We start from the raw sequence: 15,703 nt of genomic DNA, 5'->3' as shown, positions 1-15,703 counted from the left end.
CTCCATCCCCTGCAACCCCCTCGCAGGGGCGCCGATATTTTTCACACCTTCCGTACCTTTCGCCTTGAATATCAATATCAGGAACATGGAACTCCTTATCCGCCCGGCCACCGAGGCCGACCTGGAAGAACTCCGGGAACTCGAACAGGGGCTGATCCGCGATGAGCGGCCCTTTGACCCGACCATCCGCCCGGACCCCGTCCACTATTACGACCTGCCCGCCCTGATTCACGACCCGGAATCGCTGTTGCTGGTAGGGGTATCGGATGGCAGGATTGTATCGACGGGGTACGCCTCCAAACGCACGCCCCGTCCTTACCTGGACCACGATGTTTATGCGTATTTCGGCTTTATGTATACCCGCCCGGAGTACCGTGGCCGGGGGTTGAACGGCCGGATCATTCAGGAACTCCGGCAATGGGCAAGGGAGCGCGGGCTGGAGGAGGTCCGGTTGACGGTGTACACGGGCAATGCCCCGGCCATCCGGGCCTATGAAAAGGCGGGTTTTGCCCCGCATATTGTGGAGATGCGGCTGCCCGGCCGCGGCTAATCGGGAACTTCCTCGTATTTTTGGTAGCATCGAAACCGCGCCCTATGACCTATGAGAATACCGAGGCCTTTGCCCGCCGGATGGATGCCGAAGACCCGCTTGCCAGCTACCGGGAGGCTTTCCTGTTCCCAAAGCACCACGGAGAAGAGATCATCTACTTTACCGGGAACTCCCTGGGGCTGCAGCCGCGGAAGGCAGCGGGCAAGGTCCGGGAGGTCCTCACCGATTGGGAAGAGCTGGCCGTGGAGGGGCATTTCAACGCGAAGAACCCTTGGTGGGAATACCACGAGCAACTGGCGCCCTATTTGGAGCGCATCGTAGGGGCAAAACCCGGGGAGGTGACCGTGATGAATACGCTTACCGTCAACCTGCACCTGCTGATGGTTTCCTTTTACCGGCCAGAGGGCAAACGCTTTAAAATCCTCTGCGAGGAAAAGGCTTTCCCGTCGGACCAGTACATGCTGCAAAGCCAGTTGCGTTTCCACGGGTACGACCCGGCCGAGGCGCTTGTAGAAGTCCGGAAGCGCCCGGGGGAGCACCATTGGCGCACCGCGGATATCCTCGCCGCGATTGAAGAACATGCAGACTCCCTGGCCCTGGTATTGATGGGCGGGGTGAATTATTACAACGGACAGGTCCTGGACATGGAAGCCATAACCCGGGCCGGGCAGGCAGCCGGGGCACTTGTTGGCTGGGACCTGGCCCATGCAGCCGGCAACGTCCGGCTGGACCTCCACGACTGGGGGGCGGACTTTGCAGCCTGGTGCAGTTATAAGTACATGAACAGCGGCCCTGGGAATGCCTCCGGGGTATTTATCCACCAGCGACACCTGGGCCAGAAGGACATCCGGCGGTTTGAAGGCTGGTGGGGAACGCGGAAGGAGACGCGTTTTTTGATGCAGCCGGAATTCGACCCCATGCCCACGGCCGATGCCTGGCAGCTGAGCAACCCGCCCATCCTGGCGCTGGCCCCCTACATGGCCTCCCTGGAACTCTTTGACGAAGTGGGGATGGAGGCCCTGATCGCCAAGCGCGACCTGCTCACCGGCTACCTGGAGTTTATTTTGGGGGAGGTGGACAAGGAGGTGGACAGCCGCTTTGAAATCATCACCCCGGCAGACCGGGGCTGTCAGTTGTCGGTTTTCCTGCACGGCGAGGGCCGGCCACTCTTTGACTACCTCATGGACCACGGGGTCCTGCCCGACTGGCGGGAGCCGAACGTCATCAGGCTGGCACCTGCCCCGTTTTATTGCTCCTTTATGGACATGTACCGCTTTGGCCAAATATTGAAAGCGGGGATACAGGCAGGTTCCGGGGCGGGAAGCCCGGCCACCTGATGCTTCAACTTTCGGATTTTCGGGTTATTTTGCCGCCGTTTTCCATGCCGAGCCGATGAAATCCCTCCGCCTGATCCTGACCAACCCGCGCTACCTGGCACCTGCCTGGGTTTTTGCCAGCCTGAACATCTGGTTCGGGACCTGGGCCATCTACATCCCCACCGTCCAAAGCCGCCTCGGGATCGACAAGGCTGACCTCGGCCTGGCCATATTCTTTTTGAGCCTGGGGGTTTTTACGGTCTTCCCCGTCGCTGCCCGGATCATCAACCGGCTGGGGGTGGGGCGGGCTACCTGGATCGGGGTCCTGGGTAGCAGTTTCTTTGCGTTTTTCCCCCTGATCGCCCCCAACTACTACGCCCTGGTGGCATCCCTGTTCTTCTTTGGCCTCTCAAACGGCTTCACGGATATCGCCATGAACACCCTGGTGACGGAAATTGAGAAAGAAGACCGGCAGAACTTTATGTCGGCGGCCCACGGGTTTTTCAGCCTGGGGGGCGTTCTGGCGGGCCTGGGGAGTTTCCTGATCCCCCGCATCGACAGCCCGGCCCTTCACATGGGCGGCGTTATCCTGCTGGTGCTGCTGGCCAATGCCGGGTTGCGCCGGCAGTATTTAAAAATTACGGCGGCCCCGGTGGAGAAAGAGGGCTTCAGCCTGAAACTCTTCCGTCCGCTCCTGTTGCTCGGGATCATCTCCTTTGTGGTCATGGGAGGGGAAGGCGCTGTGGTAGACTGGAGCGGTTTGTACCTAAAAGAAGTGGTCGGCTCCCCGGAATATCTCTGGGGGGGCGGCTTCCTGGCGTTTTCCGTCACCATGACCCTGGGACGGTTTTTGGGGGACGGCATCAGCGCCCGCATCGGGTCGGTACGGATTGTGGCTGCGGGCAGCGCCATTGCCGTCCTGGGATACCTCTCCGTTTTATGGGCGCATCCCTTCGCTGCCCTGGCGGGGTTTGCCCTGGTGGGACTCGGGTTCTCGGTGATCATCCCGGAGTTGTTCCGGATTGGCGGGAATGTCCGGGGGGTGGATTCCTCCCAGGGGGTAGCGTTTATAGCCGGTACGGGCTACTCGGGATTCCTGGCGGCGCCCCCTGTACTCGGCTACCTGGCCGAAGCCTTTGGCCTGCGCACCAGCTTCTGGGTGTTGCTGGGCTGTGCCACGCTGGTCTTGTTGGCGACGGGTATCCTGAAGAACGGGGGAAAGGGGCCGCGGGGAACCGGGGCCTAGGCCGGGCTGGCAGGCGGATGCACCCGGGTCAAGGCCCGGAATTTATAAGGCAGGCAACCGGCCAGATTCCTCCACCGACTATTCCACCTCGATATCCGTAAAGTACAACTTGAAGCCCTGCGGGTTCTGGTGCATGGTGGCTATTTTGAGCCCGTTGTGGTCCTGGTACTCTTCCCAGGTGGCGGCCAGGTTCGGTTCGGGTTGATTGCCCCTCCGGAAAACCCATTCGGCCACCAGGGAGTCCTGCCCGATATAGAAATCGTAAGCGTCCCCGGGGGTATAGCCGCCTTCATTCCCGTAGACGATAGTCAGTTTGGGCATCGTATCCCCCGAAATCGGCGCAGGGGCAGCCGGGTCGATTTCCCATTCAAAGCTCTCCCGGTCCCATACCCACTGGTAAGGGGCCAGCATCCAGTATTTGTCGTTGATAAAGCCGCCGTCTGCCTGCATGAGGGTGGAATCCACCTCGGAGCGCAGGAAGGTGAGCGTATCGGAGCCCATGATGCGGGTGACCCGGTTTTCGGCAGGGTTCCAGATCCAACGGCGTTCAAAATGGGAGGTATCCCGGTCCACATTGAAAGTAAACCGGATTTCCGATACATCTTTCCAGTTGGCAAACCCGTGGGCAGCCGCCAGCCGGTCCAGGTCGTCCATCGGGTTCAGGGCCGCTTCCGGCGACGCATCGTTTTGTTTTTCGGGGGCTTCCTTGCAGGCACCCGCGAGCAGCAGGCAGCAGAATATCAGGACTCTTAAATACATGTTTGTTGGTTTTTACCAAAGATAGGGCCTTTGGGCGGAAATAGCAGCAATAGGGGAGCGGGATGCCTGCGCGTATTCTGATAAATTGATTATTTTTGCCCCTAAACCCAAAACGGTCTATGAGCGCAAAAAAAGGAAAGATTCAGGAACAGATCGACGCACGGATGCTGGAGGAACGGAAAGTTTTCCTCTGGGGCCAGGTAGACGACGACTCGGCTAAACACGTAATCGACCGGCTTTTGTACCTGGACCTGCAGAACAACAAGGAAATCCAATTGTATATCAACAGCCCGGGAGGGTATGTAACCTCCGGGTTTTCGATTTACGATACTATCACCTCGCTCAAGAGCCCGGTCTCGACTATTTGTTCCGGACTGGCTGCCTCCATGGGGTCCATCCTCCTGTCGGCCGGGAAAAAGGGGCGCCGCTTTGTGCAGCCCCATGCGCGTGTAATGATCCACCAGCCCAGCGGGGGAGCACGCGGCCAGGCTTCCAATATCGAAATCCAGGCCAAGGAGATTCTGAAGACCCGCGAAATCGGGGCGCAGATCCTGGCGGAGAACTGCGGGCAGCCCTTTGAAAAAATTATGAAAGACTTCAACCGGGACTACTGGATGGACGCCAAAGAGTCCGTGGAGTACGGCATTGTCGACGACATCCTGGATTAGTACCTCCTGGGTTTAGCGCAATAGCTTTTCCCCCGGGGAAGGCGAGAAATCGAAAAGACCTTCCGGGCAGCTGCCTGGAAGGTCTTTTCTTGCATATATAGAGTCGCCGAAGCGTTGATTTCTATTTTATATACGAGGGGTGCACGGGCCCCGGTTGCCGCCGGATGGTTAAGAAATTGTGAAAACCGCCCGGAAACCGGCTCAATAGCGCTGGGGATGTGCTATAATGGACGCAGCGCGTTTTTTGAGGGCTTCCAACTCCCCGGGATCCATCTTCTCCAGTAACCGGTACATCATCCCCATCCGGGGGTTGTCGCCCAGTTGGTCCTTTTTCGCATCGAGGAAGTTCCAGTAAAGCGCATTGAACGGGCAGGCAGAATCCCCTGTTTTTTCGGATGCCTGATACTGGCAATCGCTGCAATAATTGCTCATTTTCCGGATGTAGTTTGCACTGCTCACATAGGGTTTGGTGGCCACCAGCCCCCCGTCTGCAAACTGGCTCATCCCGCGGGTATTGGGCATTTCTACCCACTGGATCGCGTCGATATAGATGCCCAGGTACCAGGCGTCCACCTGGTCCGGGTCCGTTTGGGTGAGCAGGGCGTAATTGCCCGTGATCATCAGTCGCTGGATATGGTGGGCGTACGCCGTGTCGAGGCTCTGGCGGATGGCGTGTGAGAGGCAGTTCATCTTGGTTTCCCCCGTCCAGTAAAAGTCCGGGAGCGGATTCTCATTCCCCAGGGCGTTGCCGTCGGCGTACCCGGGCATCTCCTTCCAGTATACCCCGCGCATATACTCCCGCCACCCGAGTACTTGCCGGATAAATCCTTCTGTCTGCGACAGGTCGATGGCGTCCGGGTCGTCCCGGTAGGTGGCCTCCACCTTCTCCACCACCTCCCGGGGGGATAACATCTTGGTGTTCAGTGCAAACGACAGGCGGGAGTGGAACAGGTATTTCTCCCCGGTATGCATGGCATCCTGGTAATCCCCGAAATGTACGAGGAGGGAATCGCAGAAATGCCGGAGAACGGCCAGGCCGTCGGCCCGGGAGGTAGGCCAGTTAAAGCTGTCCGCATCCACCTCGCCGATGGTTTCTACCCCGGCATCGCGGATTTCCTGTTCCAGGGCCGTCAGGTCTTTGCGAAAACCGCGCTCGTGGGGGATTTCGGGTTCCCCTTTCCATTTCTTCCGGTTGTCGCCGTCAAAATTCCAGCGGCCGCCCAGCGGATCCCCCTCATCCATCAATACCTGGTGTTTCCGGCGCATCATGCGGTAGAACGACTCCATGACCATTTGTTTTTTGCCGTCAAAAAATTCGGCCAGATCCGATCGGCCCGTATAGAAGTGCTCGGTATCCACGGCTTGCGTCTCGCAATCCAGGGCCTCGCAAAGCTCCCGCAGCTGCTGGTCCAGGCGGTATTCGTCGGGCGACTGGTATTCAAACCTTTCGGCGCCTCCTTCACTGAGTACCTGCCGGATAAGCTCCGGCAGCTTCCCGGGGTTGTCCCCGTCTGAAATCTTAAAATAACGCACCTGGTGGCCTTTATCCCCGAGTTCCCCGGCAAAATTCCGCATGGAGGCAAAAAACCCCAGGACTTTCTGGATGTGGTGTTTTACATAATCGGTTTCCTGCCGCATCTCTGCCATCAGGTAAACCACCTCGGGGTCCGTTTCTTTATACCAACTGTGTTTGGCATTTAACTGGTCGCCCAGGATGAGTCGCAGTGTTTTCATGGGGTGTTTTCAGGTTTTGACGGTTGGGATGGTGCATCGTCCGGTTGGGTCCCTTCCCCGCCGGGGGCGGACAGCTCCCCGGGGGTTGCGATGGCTGTGGGCGCTTCGGGGGCTGCGTCAAAGAGGGTGCCCTGCAGCCAGAGGCGCCGGAATTTCCCCGATGCGTCGTAGCGGCTGGCCTGGTGTTCCGGGTTGAACTTGCGGTTCCGGGGATCGTTGCCGACGGCGCTGTTGTACATCCAGTTCCCCCAGTTGCTGTGGACGTCGTAGTCCAGCAGCAGATACTGGAACCAGGCGGCCCCCAGGCGCCAGTCCTGCCCCATGTCCTGTGACCAGTAGCTCGCCGTGTTCTGCCGGCCCCGGTTGCTCATCCAGCCCGTCAGGCGGAGCTCCTGCATGTTCGCATTGATAAAGTCACTGTCGGTTTCCCCCTGTGTCCAGCGGGCAAACGCCTCCCGGGAGGCACCCCAGTCCCTTTCCACCTCCCGGATGCCGCCGGGGGCAAATATTTTCGGGCCGTGTTTCAGGGAAACATACTTAAAGTAATCGCGCCAGATCAATTCAAAGACCAGCCAGTACGTATCCCGGTTTTTTTCCACTTCCTGTTCGTAGCGCTTTACCTCCCGGTAAATTTGCCGGGCAGAGAGGGAACCGTTGGCCAGCCAGGGGGAAAACTTGGTACTGTATCGGGTTCCGACCAACCCGTTCCGCGTGCGTTTGTAGGTGCTCAGAAACCGGGATTCCCAAAAATATTCCTGCAGCCGGTCCCAGGCAGCAGGTTCCCCGCCCCGGAACGGGAAGGCGCTCCGGGAATCGGCCCGGGGGGGAGCCATCCCGAGGGCCTCCCATCCCGGCAGGCCGCCGTCCCCTGCGGGAGCAAATACCGCTTCCCGCCGGGCAGGCGTATCTTCCGGGGACCGGACCGATACGTGTTTTTCGCATTTTTTCCGAAAGCCTGTAAATACGTCCGGGATGTCGTCAAAACTGTCGTAAGGCAAGTCTTCGGGGTGGAAGAGGAATTGCTGGTAATGCTCGTGGACAGTCACCCCGGGGGGCAACCCCTCGCGGACCGCGTCCAGGGCCAGGCATTCATCCCGGGTCCATTCCCGTTGCAGGTGCAGGTCGGTGACCCCGTACTTTTTGATCATCCCGGGGAGGATGTCCCCGGGTGGGCCGAAGTGGATATGCAGGGAGATATTGAGGCCCTGCAGTTGCTCCCGAAGTGCGAGGACCGATTCCCGCAGGAACCCCGCCCGGTAGGGCCCCATCCGGCGGATGCCGTAATCCCCCTCCCGGAAGTCCGCGGGGTCGAAGCAAAATACCGTCAGGACGCGCTGGCTGCTGCAGGCAGCCAGAAGTCCCGGGTTGTCGGTAACCCGCAGGTCATTGCGGAACCAATAGAGGGCTGTTGTCATCGTTTCACCGTTTTTTGCCTGCCATCCTTCCGGCCTGGCAGGGTTGCTTCCGAGCCGGTATCCACCCGACCCCGGTGGTTGCGGCAACGGCTGCTGCAATACCTGACAGACTCCCAGTTGCGCTGCCATTTCTTGCGCCAGCTAAAGGGCCGCAGGCAAACCGGGCAAATTTTTTCGGGGAGGTGTTTCTTTGAATGCATAAACGTTTAACGAAAATAGTTATTAATTAAACAAAACACTGTTAGGATTTCCCTAAATAAACAGGGAAATGTGCGGGAGGACAGGAAACCGGCAGGTTTTAGTAACTTTAGCCAGCTAACCCGTTTATATGTCTCAAAAACCGAAACAGGTTGCCATCGTCGGATCCGGCCTGGTCGGGTCGCTGTTGGCGATCTTCCTGCGAAAAGCTGGCCACGCGGTGACCGTTTTTGACCGCAGGCCCGATATACGGACCGTGGAGTTTTCGGGTCGCTCCATCAACCTGGCGATGAGTAACCGGGGATGGAAGGCCTTGCGGCAGGCGGGGATAGAGGAGGAGGTACGCAAATTGGCAATCCCCCTGTACCAGCGGGCCATGCATGTGTCTGACGAACCCGTGTACTACCAGAAGTACGGCAAGGAAGAGGAGGCCATCTGGTCCATTTCGCGGGGGGTGCTCAACCGCCGGATGATCGACCTGGCCGAAGCGGCCGGTGCGAGTTTCCGCTTCTCTGAAAAGGTCTGGGATGTAGACCTGCCCACTGCGCGCCTCTTCACGGGGGAAACCGAGAAAGGGGAGTGGGAGGAATACGCCTTTGACCACGTCTTTGGTTGCGACGGGGCATTCTCCAGGGTCCGGCACAAGATGCAGCGCCGCAGCCGTTTTGATTATTCCCAGGATTTTATCGATGTGGGGTATAAGGAACTTACCATCCCGCCCAATGCGGATGGATCCCACAAGCTGGACAAACACTCCTTCCACATCTGGCCGCGCGGCCGGTTCATGTTCATCGCCATGCCCAACCTGGACGGCAGTTTTACCTGTACGCTTTTCCTGCCGTTTGAAGGGGAGGTGTCTTTTGAAAAAATTCAGACCCGGGACGATGCCCGGGACTTTTTCCGCAAGTATTTCCCGACAGTTACCCCTGATATCGAGAATTTAACCGGGGATTTTTTCCGAAACCCCACCTCCGCGCTGGTCACTATCCGTTGCTACCCCTGGACCTACTGGGATAAGGTAGCCCTGGTGGGCGATTCGGCGCACGCCATTGTCCCCTTCTACGGGCAGGGGATGAATGCAGGTTTTGAAGACATTACTGTACTGACCGGTTTGATGCAGCAGCACGGGGGCGATTGGGAGCGGGTGTTCTCCGAGTACCAGGCCCGGCGCAAACCGAATGCCGACGCCATTGCCGAACTGAGTTACCGGAACTTTGTGGAGATGAGCTCCCGGACGGCCGACCCGGAATTTTTACTCCAAAAGAAAATCGAGCGCCATTTTGCCAATGCCTACCCGGATAAATGGATCCCGGCCTATTCCCGGGTGACGTTTTCGGACCGGCCCTACGCGGAGGCCCTTGCGATGGGCGACCGGCAGGAAGCCATTATGCGGGAGGTAATGCAAATGCCGGATCTGGAAAACCGCTGGGACAGCCCGGAGGTTACCAACCGGATCCTCGAACTCCTGGACCAGCAGCCGGTAGCAGCCGGCAAATAAAAAAACCACCCCTGTCTGGAGTGGTTCTTAGCGGATTCCCCGAAATATTGCGAATGCCGCCAGTGCGGCAATGCCCGGGTTATTTGATCTTTTCGAACAGCTTCTGCATTTTCTCCTGCTCTTCGTCGGCCAGGGCCGGGTCTACCAGGATACGGCCGCTGTGCTCGTCCGTGATGATCTTTTTGCGGGAGGCGATCTCCACCTGTACCTGGGGGGGGATCGTAAAGAAGGACCCGCCGGACGCGCCCCGTTCAATCGGGACTACGGCCAGGCCATTCTTGACGCTGCCGCGGATCCGCTTGTAGGCGGAAACCAGGCGGTCTTCAATCTGCTTCTCGAATTCTTCCGACTTGGCGATCAGCGCCTTCTCCTCCTTTTCGGTTTCCGCCAGGATCGCGTCGAGTTCACTTTTCTTGTGTTTCAGGTGGGTTTCCCGCTCGGAAAGTTTTTCCTTGGTCTCGGCAATCACCTCCTTCTTCTGCTCAATCTGGGCCTTGAATTCCCGGATGTGCTTCTCGGCCAGCTCGATTTCGAGTTCCTGGTATTCCACTTCCTTGGACAGGGAGTTGAATTCCCGGTTGTTCCGGACGTTTTTCTGTTGTTCGGCGTATTTCTTGATCAGGGCTTTGGCGTCCTCGATCATATTTTTCTTGGCAGTGATCTCGTAGTTGATGGTTTCGACATCCGTTTTGAGTTTGTCCACGCGGGTCTTCAGCCCGAGCACCTCGTCTTCGAGGTCCTCCACCTCCAGGGGCAACTCCCCGCGGACATTGCGGATTTCATCAACCCGGGAGTCGATGAGTTGCAGGTCGTAGAGGGCTCTCAGTTTGTCTTCTACCGTCACTTCAGTCTTTGTTGCCATAATGTCTAATAATAGTTGATGGGATTTGTTCGGGTCCCGGATAAAGAGATCGCAAAATTAGGAATTTTTTCTGTAAGATAATCGTGCAGCAGGTTTTTTGTAAACTGCTCAGTTTCATAGTGCCCGACATCTGCCAGCAGCAACTCCCCGGCCGCCTGGAAGAAGTCGTGGTATTTGATGTCGGCGGTTACGTAAGCATCAGCACCGGCTGCCCGTGCCGCCCCGATGGCAAAGGCCCCGCTGCCCCCCAGTACGGCAACCCGCCGCACCTTCTTTCCCGTAAAATCCGAATGGCGGATGCAGGGGGTGCCAAACCGGCTTTTCAGCAGGTCCAGGAATTGTTTTTCGTCCAATTCCCGCTGGAGTGTGCCCACCATGCCCATCCCCACCTGCTGGTAGGTGTTCTCCAGGGCGGTCACTTCATAGGCCACTTCCTCGTAGGGGTGGTTTTCCCGCAGGGCCCGGAGCACCTGTTGCTCCCTGTCTGCCGTAAAGGTGAGGTGCAACTGGGATTCCGGTTCGCGGTGGAGCTTCCCGCGGGACCCGATGGTGGGGTTGGCTTCCTCCCCGGGCAAAAAGGTGCCCTCTCCCGTATTGCTGAAACTGCAATTGGAATAATTGCCCACCTGCCCGGCTCCAGCGGCGAACAGTGCCTGGAGCAACGACTCCCTGCCGGATTCGGGTACGTAGGTGGTGAGTTTGCGCAACTTCCCCCTTGCGGGTATCAGGATGGAACGGTCCTCCAGTCCGAGTTCGTCGGCGATCCGCCCGTTGACCCCGCTTTTTACATTGTCCAGGGCGGTATGCATGCTGTAAATCGCCACGCGGTTTTCAATCGCCCGGGCCACCACGCGCTCCACGTAGGTGGCCCCGGTGATCTTTTTCAGGCCCTTGAAAACAATCGGATGGAAGCTGACGATCAGGTTGCAGCCTTTTTCGATGGCTTCCCCCACGACGTCCTCCAGGGTATCCAGGGTGACGAGTACCCCGGTGACTTCACGCCCGGGGTCGCCCACCAGCAACCCGACATTGTCGAAGTCTTCGGCAAACTGCAGGGGCGCCAGTTCTTCCAGGCAGTCGGCTATTTCTTTTACGGTCATCCGTCGGCAGGTTTTTTGGGTTTGTTCAAAGATAAATAAACTATTTTCGCTCCTATGGAGGTTATCCGCAAGCTGCTTTGGCCCTTTTCGCTGGTATACGCCGCCGCGGTATGGCTCAGGAACCAGTGCTACGACCGGGGCTGGTGTGCGTCCGAGTCGTTCGCTACCCCGGTGCTTAGTATCGGGAACCTCAGTGTGGGCGGGACCGGGAAGACCCCCATGGTGGAATGGGTACTGCGCCGCATCGGGGCGCGTCGCGCAGCTGTACTCAGCAGGGGATACCGGCGCAGGAGCAAGGGCTTTGTCCTGGCGGGCCCGGATACCTCGGCCGATGACCTGGGGGACGAGCCTGCACAGATTGCCCTGAAGTTCCCGAAGGTGGCCGTTGCAGTGGATGCCGATCGCAGAAGGGGCATCCGTAAACTCACCCACCTGGCCTCCCCGGACCTGATCATCCTGGACGACGGGCATCAGCACCGGAAAGTGCGTCCGTCCGGGGCCATCCTGCTCACTTGCTGGGGCGCCCTTTACACGGATCAGGGGTACCTGCCGGGCGGGGACCTGAGGGACCATAAATCCCAGGCCCGGCGGGCCGGGATCATTGCGGTGACCAAATGCCCGGAATTGCCCGATCCGGAGACGCGGGCGGAGATCACCGGCAGGTTGCAGCCGGACCCGGGTCAGCGGGTGGTTTTTGCCCGCCTCGCCTATTCGGACGTCAGGGATACGGAAGGCCGGGTGGTATCCCCTGAGGAGCTCCGCAAGGAGCCGCTGACCCTGGTAACCGGTATTGCCAACCCGGAACCGCTGGTGCGCCACCTGCGAAGTTTGGGCCTGGTTTTTGAGCATTTGGAATTCCCCGACCACCACCGCTTTTCACCCCGGGAAATCGATGCCCTGCGCAGCAGGAAAAGGATCCTGACCACCGAAAAGGACGCGGCCCGCCTGGGCAGCGATCTAACGGGGCATTGGGTCATTGGGGTTGCGCACCAGTTCGGGGAGGCGGATGAAAAGGTGCTGTTGGATTTTATCGACTCGCTTTAGGGGGCTGCAGAGGCGGCGGGGGCGGCAGGGGCCACCGGGCCGGGGCCTGTGGCACGCAGCTTTCGCTGCTGGGGATTCAGGAAAGCGTTTTGCGCAGTTTGGGCTCCAGGATATTCTCCCCGATCTTCTGGTAGAACACCTCGGGTTTGAACGGCTTGGTCACCACGTCGTTGCAGCCGGCTGCGTAAAAGGCTTCCAGGCTGTCGTCCAGGGAAATTGCAGTCAGGGCGATGATCGGGGTTTCCGGGTCGAACTTGCGGATTTCCTGGGTGGCCTCCACACCGCTGATCCCCGGCATGTGGATGTCCATCAGGATCCCGTCGTAGGAGTTGGAGCTCGCCAGTTGGATGGCCTCGGTGCCATTGTTGGCGATATCCGAGGAAATCTCCTTTTTGGCCAGCATCTTCCGCGTGATTACCTGGTTGATCTTGTTGTCCTCCACAATGAGCAGGTGGAGCCCCTTGAAGTCGTACTCTTTCGGGGTCACTTCGAAAGGTACTTCGTCTATCAGGTCGTCCTTGCATTTGAAATCGAGCTCAAAGAAGAAGGAGCTGCCCTGCCCCAGGGTGCTTTCCAACTGGATGGTGCTGCCAAAGAGGCCCAGCAGGCTCTTAACGATGGTCAGCCCCAGGCCGGTACCCCCGTATTCCCGGTTGATTTGGATGGACCCCTGCTCAAAGCTGTCAAAGATGGTTTTCTGCTTTTCCTCGCTGATGCCGATACCCGTATCACGGACCTCGAAGTACACGCGGGCCCGGTCGTCTTCCTTCCGCACCAAACGGGCCAGCACCAGTACCTCCCCGTTTTTGGTAAACTTCAGGGCATTGCCCATCAGGTTCATAAAGACCTGCGAGAGCTTCACCGGGTCGCTCATCAGGTGGGAGGGGATTTCCGGGTCGAAATCCAGGATCATTTCCGTTTTACTTTCCTTGGCGGTTTGCTGGAGGGAATTCATCACCTCGGTAAGGATCTTCTTCAGGTTGAATTCGATTTCCAGCATCTCCAGCTTGTCCGCGTCGATTTTGTTGATCTGGAGGATGTCGTTGATAAAGTTCAGCAGGTAATCCCCTGAAAACTTCAGGGCTTTCAGGTGCTCCTGCTGCTCCTTGCTCGGGTTTTCCTCCAGCAGGAGGTGGGTGAGCCCCGTAACGGCGTACAGGGGTGTCCGCAGCTCGTGGCTGACCGTAGACAGGAAGTTGGTCTTGGCTTCCATGGCCTGGACCGCAGCATCCCGGGCGGCGTGCAGCTCCCGGTTCTTGGTGTGCAGCAAATCGTTGGTCTTCAGTTTGATCTGGTTGTTCCTGTAGAGGGAAACGGCCAGAAGGGAAATAATGATCAGAAAAGCAGAGGAAAGGATGGCGGTGAGTTCCGAGCGGTTGGCAGATTCGCTGAGTTCCTGGATCTCCTCGTCCTGCCGCTGGATCTCCTTGCTCATATATTCCGTCTGGATCCGGTCGGCCGTTTCCAGCTGGGCCTTTTCCCGGGCGAGGCCCCTCACGGAATCCTTGAAGTGCATCAGGTGCCTGGTGGAGGCCAGGGCCTGGTCGAACTGACGGGTTTGTTCAAACATGTTGGCCAGCAGTTCGTTGGCCAGGATGTATTCCGTTGTAAACCCGTTGGATTCCGCAATATCCAATGCGTATTGGGCATTTTCGATACCCTCGGGCAACAGTTCCTGCACGAGGTCGAGGCGTGCCAGGCCCAGGTAGGCCCTGGCCCGCAGAAACTCCCGTTCATAGGGGTCCGTGTTGACCAGCAGGGAGTTGTAATTGGTTTCCGCCTGCTCGTATTTGTCGATGCTCCTGAGGTTATCGGCTTCCAGGAGCGTGATGCGGTTGAGCAGGTTCCGGTCGTTGGTGCGTTGCCGCGCTTCGTTGAGCTGGAAAATGGCCTGGAAGAAGTTTCCTTCCGTATACAGGATTTTCGCGTTGATATAGTAGTGGACCGCCGTGCCATAGGGATATTCGATCTCCTCCAGCATCAGGGCGGCGCGACCATTGTTGAACTGGGCGGTTTCCTCCTTGTCCATGTCCAGGTAGATCAATGCAAAATAGTGGTAGCAGTCGATCAGGTCTTTCTCGCTCTGTTGCTCCTCGGCCCATTCGGCCGCCTTGTCCAGTTCTTCCAGGGCAAGTTCCAGGTCGTCCCGGTTCCAGTAGACGCGCGCCTGGTTGATATAAACGTCAAATTCCCGCTCCTCCTGCAGTGGGAGCTGGGCATGGAGCCCCCAGCCCGCAGAGAAACAGGAAACCAGGAAGATAAGCGCAATCGTATGTCGCAACAGGCGTTTCAAATAAAGTTTCGCTCTAGCAGTAACTCAATTGTATCCCTTACCCGGCTGCTGTAGCCGGTTTCATTATCGTACCATCCAATGACCTTCACCAGGTTGCCCACCACGGAAGTCATCTGAGAATCAAACGTACAGGAGTAATAACTATTGTTTATATCGATCGAAACTATCGGGTCTTCCGTGTAAAAAAGGATGTTTTTCAGCTCATTTTCCGAAATTCTTTTAAATGTAGCATTAATTTCGGCAATGGATGCGGGGTTCCGCACCTGGGCCGTGATATCCGTAAGCGAACCATTCGGAACCGGTACACGGATGCCGCAACCCCCGATGACATCGGAGAGATGCGGGAAAATGCGGGTGAGGGCCTTGGCAGCCCCCGTAGTGGTCGGGACGATGGATTGCCCGGCGGCCCGCGCCCGCCTCAGGTCCCTGTGGGGCCGGTCGTGCAGGCTCTGGTCGGAGGTATAGGAGTGAACGGTGGTAATATAGGCCTGCTGAATCCCGCAGAGCTCGTCCAGCACGCTGATCAGGGGGGCTGCGCTGTGGGTGGTACAGGAGGCGCAACTGAAAATGGCTGTTTCCGGGGTCAGCAAGTGGTCGTTGATGTTGTAAACCACCATGGGGATGTCGGCATCTTCCGGAGGGGCAGACAGGATGACTTTTTTGGCCCCCCGGGCCAGGTGGGCCTCCAGGGCCTCCCGGTTTTTGAAACGTCCGGTAGCCTCCACCACGAGGTCAACCCCGTGTTCCCCCCAGGGGATGCGCCCGGGTTCCCCGAAATTGGTGAGGGTTGTTTCTGTCTGGTTCATCTGGAACCCGTTATCCGTAACGGAGACGGGGTGGGGCAGGGGGCCGTGGATGCTGTCGTAACGGAGGAGGTGCGCCAGGGTACGGCTATCCGCCAGGTCGTTCACCAGGACGACATCCAAATGCGGCACGGGTTCCAGCAGGCGGTAGAGTGTACGGCCGATCCGGCCAAACCCGTTGATACCAATGGTGATTTTTTTCAAGACTTTCAGGGTG

At 58.2% G+C, this 15,703-nt stretch carries 14 protein-coding genes; 6 read left to right on the top strand and 8 right to left on the bottom strand.

Annotation, left to right across the window (positions count from 1 at the left end; all coding sequences use genetic code 11):
- Window positions 1-85 precede the first annotated feature (85 nt).
- Genes RB2501_RS14880 through RB2501_RS14870 form a run of 3 tightly spaced genes read left to right on the top strand, consistent with a single transcriptional unit; the run spans window position 86 to window position 3,112 of the window.
- Window positions 86-550 carry a GNAT family N-acetyltransferase gene (locus RB2501_RS14880; RefSeq protein WP_041327922.1) on the top strand — a complete coding sequence of 155 codons (465 nt, stop codon included), beginning with the start codon at window positions 86-88 and terminating at the stop codon, window positions 548-550.
- A 44-nt stretch (window positions 551-594) separates the two neighbouring features.
- Window positions 595-1,887 carry a kynureninase gene (kynU, locus tag RB2501_RS14875; RefSeq protein ID WP_015755692.1) on the top strand — a complete coding sequence of 431 codons (1,293 nt, stop codon included), beginning with the start codon at window positions 595-597 and terminating at the stop codon, window positions 1,885-1,887.
- Between the two features lie 55 nt (window positions 1,888-1,942).
- Window positions 1,943-3,112, top strand: a complete 1,170-nt coding sequence (locus tag RB2501_RS14870) for an MFS transporter (RefSeq protein ID WP_015755691.1) — start codon at window positions 1,943-1,945, stop codon at window positions 3,110-3,112.
- A 78-nt stretch (window positions 3,113-3,190) separates the two neighbouring features.
- Here RB2501_RS14870 and RB2501_RS14865 read toward each other — a convergent pair whose 3' ends face one another.
- A complete protein-coding gene (locus RB2501_RS14865; protein ID WP_015755690.1) occupies window positions 3,191-3,871 on the bottom strand; it encodes a hypothetical protein in 681 nt (226 codons plus the stop codon).
- Between the two features lie 119 nt (window positions 3,872-3,990).
- On the opposite strand from RB2501_RS14865, the gene RB2501_RS14860 reads away from it, so the two are divergent.
- On the top strand, window positions 3,991-4,539 hold the full coding sequence (locus tag RB2501_RS14860; RefSeq protein ID WP_015755689.1) for a ClpP family protease: 549 nt from the start codon (window positions 3,991-3,993) through the stop codon (window positions 4,537-4,539).
- Window positions 4,540-4,740: 201 nt separating this feature from the next.
- On the opposite strand, the gene RB2501_RS14855 is transcribed toward RB2501_RS14860, so the two are convergent.
- Genes RB2501_RS14855 through RB2501_RS16500 form a run of 3 tightly spaced genes read right to left on the bottom strand, consistent with a single transcriptional unit; the run spans window position 4,741 to window position 7,888 of the window.
- Window positions 4,741-6,273, bottom strand: coding sequence for a cryptochrome/photolyase family protein (locus tag RB2501_RS14855; RefSeq protein WP_015755688.1), 1,533 nt, complete (start codon window positions 6,271-6,273; stop codon window positions 4,741-4,743).
- Window positions 6,270-7,688, bottom strand: coding sequence for a DASH family cryptochrome (locus RB2501_RS14850; RefSeq protein WP_148214400.1), 1,419 nt, complete (start codon window positions 7,686-7,688; stop codon window positions 6,270-6,272). Before RB2501_RS14850 ends, RB2501_RS14855 begins: the two co-directional genes overlap by 4 nt.
- Entirely contained in the window at window positions 7,685-7,888 is a 204-nt protein-coding gene (locus RB2501_RS16500; RefSeq protein WP_015755686.1) for a DUF2256 domain-containing protein, read from the bottom strand. Before RB2501_RS16500 ends, RB2501_RS14850 begins: the two co-directional genes overlap by 4 nt.
- A gap of 128 nt (window positions 7,889-8,016) precedes the next feature.
- On the opposite strand from RB2501_RS16500, the gene RB2501_RS14840 reads away from it, so the two are divergent.
- Entirely contained in the window at window positions 8,017-9,384 is a 1,368-nt protein-coding gene (locus RB2501_RS14840) for an FAD-dependent oxidoreductase (RefSeq protein WP_015755685.1), read from the top strand.
- 79 nt (window positions 9,385-9,463) lie between these two features.
- On the opposite strand, the gene RB2501_RS14835 is transcribed toward RB2501_RS14840, so the two are convergent.
- Window positions 9,464-10,246, bottom strand: a complete 783-nt coding sequence (locus RB2501_RS14835; RefSeq protein WP_015755684.1) for a zinc ribbon domain-containing protein — start codon at window positions 10,244-10,246, stop codon at window positions 9,464-9,466.
- Between the two features lie 5 nt (window positions 10,247-10,251).
- The gene (locus RB2501_RS14830; RefSeq protein ID WP_015755683.1) at window positions 10,252-11,346 is read right to left on the bottom strand and encodes a Nif3-like dinuclear metal center hexameric protein; all 1,095 of its coding nucleotides are present in this window, start codon (window positions 11,344-11,346) and stop codon (window positions 10,252-10,254) included.
- Window positions 11,347-11,400: 54 nt separating this feature from the next.
- Here RB2501_RS14830 and lpxK point away from each other — a divergent pair, with 54 nt between their 5' ends.
- Window positions 11,401-12,390, top strand: coding sequence for a tetraacyldisaccharide 4'-kinase (lpxK, locus tag RB2501_RS14825; protein ID WP_015755682.1), 990 nt, complete (start codon window positions 11,401-11,403; stop codon window positions 12,388-12,390).
- A 76-nt stretch (window positions 12,391-12,466) separates the two neighbouring features.
- Here lpxK and RB2501_RS14820 read toward each other — a convergent pair whose 3' ends face one another.
- Together RB2501_RS14820 and gap are read right to left on the bottom strand one after the other, a co-directional pair.
- Window positions 12,467-14,683 (bottom strand): hybrid sensor histidine kinase/response regulator, encoded by a 2,217-nt coding sequence (locus RB2501_RS14820; RefSeq protein WP_148214399.1) that lies wholly within the window; start codon window positions 14,681-14,683, stop codon window positions 12,467-12,469.
- A complete protein-coding gene (gene gap, locus RB2501_RS14815; RefSeq protein WP_015755680.1) occupies window positions 14,680-15,690 on the bottom strand; it encodes a type I glyceraldehyde-3-phosphate dehydrogenase in 1,011 nt (336 codons plus the stop codon). Before gap ends, RB2501_RS14820 begins: the two co-directional genes overlap by 4 nt.
- Window positions 15,691-15,703 lie beyond the last annotated feature (13 nt).

It is taken from the genome of Robiginitalea biformata HTCC2501 (genome assembly GCF_000024125.1).
GTDB classification, from domain to species: Bacteria; Bacteroidota; Bacteroidia; order Flavobacteriales; family Flavobacteriaceae; genus Robiginitalea; species Robiginitalea biformata.
The sequence above is the reverse complement of the archived record's forward strand: the minus strand, read 5'-3'. Positions and strand labels throughout refer to the sequence as shown.